This is a genomic window from Dethiosulfatibacter sp., assembly GCF_983023055.1.
In genome coordinates this window covers 201-2,642 of the sequence record NZ_CEZJXU010000371.1, presented here as the reverse complement: position 1 = coordinate 2,642, position 2,442 = coordinate 201, and the positions used below count along the sequence as shown (strand labels likewise).

Genomic DNA, 2,442 nt, shown 5'->3' with positions numbered 1-2,442 from the left:
AATGCTCATACTTAGTTCAGCCTGCTCTAAAGAAGACAATGATATGACATTCTCTCCGAAAAGTTTTGCCATATCATTGTAGTTGTTTTTATTAAATTCGTAGACGGATTTTGTCTTGTCGACATTTAAACGTGCACTGTTTATATCTTCCTGGTCTGCACCATTTAAAGTCTTGTGATACTGTGAATATGCAGAATCCATGTTGTTGCCTGCAGCCTCCATTTGGAATACCAAATCCTTGGTGTCCAGTGAAGCAATAGGGTCTCCCGGAATTACCATTTCAGAGATGTCTACAAAGATTTTTTCTATATATCCACCTGTCTTGAAAGAATAGTTTTTAAGTTGATTTGATCTTACAACCCCTACATAACTCATTATGTTGCTCAGAGAAGTAGTCTCTGCTGCAATGGACACTACGGGAATTGCCTTTTCCGTTTCAGGTAACGGTTCATTTCCACATGAGGTCAGCAGGGAAGCCAAAATAATGAAAATTGTAAGGGTCATTATAATCTTTTTCATAAGTCACCGCTAAAAGAATATTTTAATGAAGTCTCCTATTAATGCATCAAGGTCCGATTTTGAGTTTGTTTCTTCAATTATTTTAACAAGGCCTTTTTTGACTGATTCTGTATAGGCCTTTATCATGATGTTGTCATAGTCGGAAATATCCTTGCTTGATTTGAGTTTGAAATTTGATATAATCACATTTCCCACCATTTCATCAAGTTCCTTGCTAACATGGGGAAGTATTGTTTCGTTGCTCATTATGATATGAATTTCATATCGGTGTTTTTTTACAATTTGAACAAGCATGTCGGCAAAATCCCTGGCAAGAGTTTCAGTATTTGAAGCTTCTGCTGCATTAAGCTTACCGAACATAATTTTCAGTTCGTTGTAAACGGGAGTTATAATTGCATGGAAAAGTTGTTCCTTATTTGTGAAATATCTGTATATGTTTCCAGGGGAAACATTTGATTTTATAGCTATGTCCCTGATTTTGGATTTATCATATCCGGTTTTATAAAATTCTGAGAGACCGGACTTTAAAATCTCCTCTTTAACATGAGCTTTTAGTACCTGTGGCATAAATAAACCTCCATTTAGTTTATGCCTTATTATATCATGGATTATTGTATATTACAAGTAAAATAAACAGATATTCAATAAGGGTTAATCAAGATTTTTTATTTCAAGTTCATCCTGTGAATACATTGTAAATTTGTCAAATCCCTGGCTTGCTAATTGATTGAGTTGCTTGCCTACTTTTTTTGCTTTTTTGAATAGTGATACAGAATAACCATTTGTTCTTAGTTCTTCAGCTTTTTTAATAACAGCTGAAACTTCTTCTTCCTTGTCGTAAAGTAGTACTATTTTTTCATTTCCTGGTGACTTGTAGTTGTCTTCAATCATTTGGTTTACAAGTCTTTCAAATCCTATTGAAAAACCTACGGCAGGAATTTTTTCTCCAATGAAACCGCCTATCATCTCATCGTATCTTCCGCCTCCTGCTATTGAATAGCCAAGTCCCTTGTAAGCGATTTCAAATATAGGGCCTGTATAGTATCCCATTCCTCTGACAAGGGTGAAGTCGAATATTATGTCGTACTTGCCATCTGCTAGGGTCGTTACATTTCTTGTGATGCACTTCATGTTTTCAACTACTTCTTCAGGTACTCCGTATTTGCTTAGTATGTTCATGTCACCTTCGTTTATTTCATCAAGCATCGAAAGTAGCTTGTCTATACTTTCGGAAGGAAAATCTTTTCCGGAAAGTTCATTTTTGATGCCGTCTATTCCTATTTTGTCAAGCTTGTCAAGTATTATGCACACTATTTCAAAATCATCTTCGCTGAAACCGCAATCCATTACTACTGACTTGAGTATTCTTCTGTCGTTTATCCTTATCTGGAATTCACTGACATTAAGCTCTGTAAGAGCCTTTGCAGTAGAAGTGAGAAGCTCTATCTCAGCATCGCAGTCAGGATTTCCTATTATGTCTATATCACATTGCTTAAAGCTTCTGTATCTTCCTTTTTGAGCTCTTTCAGCTCTGAATACATTTCCGACCTGTATTGCCTTGAATACTGAAGGAAGTTCATTTCTGTGATTGCAGTAAAATCTGCTTAGAGGTATAGTAAGGTCGTATCTCAGGCCAAGCTCTGCAAGGTCGCTTTCAGTAAGATTTTCCTTTGTAATATTCAGCTTGTTTCCTCTTTTCATGATCTTAAAGATTAGCTTGAGGTTTTCTCCACCCTTGCTTCCAAGAAGGTTGTCAATGTTTTCAACAACAGGTGTTTCAATAAGTTGGAAACCGTTGTTCTTGTAGGTGTTTATAATCATTTTTTCAACATGGTCCCGGATTTCCTTTTCTATGGGAAGAAGGTCTCGCATGCCTTTAGCTGGGTTTACATTGATTTTCATATTCATCACTCCTAAATTTCA

Annotated in this window: 3 protein-coding genes; all 3 read right to left on the bottom strand. The window is 36.1% G+C overall.

Annotation, left to right across the window (positions count from 1 at the left end):
• On the bottom strand, positions 1-519 hold a 519-nt coding region (locus tag AC3AX0_RS11155; protein ID WP_487550361.1), incomplete at its 3' end, for an HlyD family secretion protein.
• Positions 520-528: 9 nt separating this feature from the next.
• Positions 529-1,086 carry a TetR/AcrR family transcriptional regulator gene (locus tag AC3AX0_RS11150; RefSeq protein ID WP_487550360.1) on the bottom strand — a complete coding sequence of 186 codons (558 nt, stop codon included), beginning with the start codon at positions 1,084-1,086 and terminating at the stop codon, positions 529-531.
• An 84-nt stretch (positions 1,087-1,170) separates the two neighbouring features.
• Positions 1,171-2,421 carry a histidine--tRNA ligase gene (hisS, locus tag AC3AX0_RS11145; RefSeq protein ID WP_487550359.1) on the bottom strand — a complete coding sequence of 417 codons (1,251 nt, stop codon included), beginning with the start codon at positions 2,419-2,421 and terminating at the stop codon, positions 1,171-1,173.
• Positions 2,422-2,442 lie beyond the last annotated feature (21 nt).

Bases quoted from the DNA above. Each gene is read 5' to 3' on its own strand.
- AC3AX0_RS11150 (WP_487550360.1), bottom strand. From the start codon at position 1,086: ATGCCACAGGTACTAAAAGCTCATGTTAAAGAGGAGATTTTAAAGTCC.
- hisS (WP_487550359.1), bottom strand. From the start codon at position 2,421: ATGAAAATCAATGTAAACCCAGCTAAAGGCATGCGAGACCTTCTTCCC.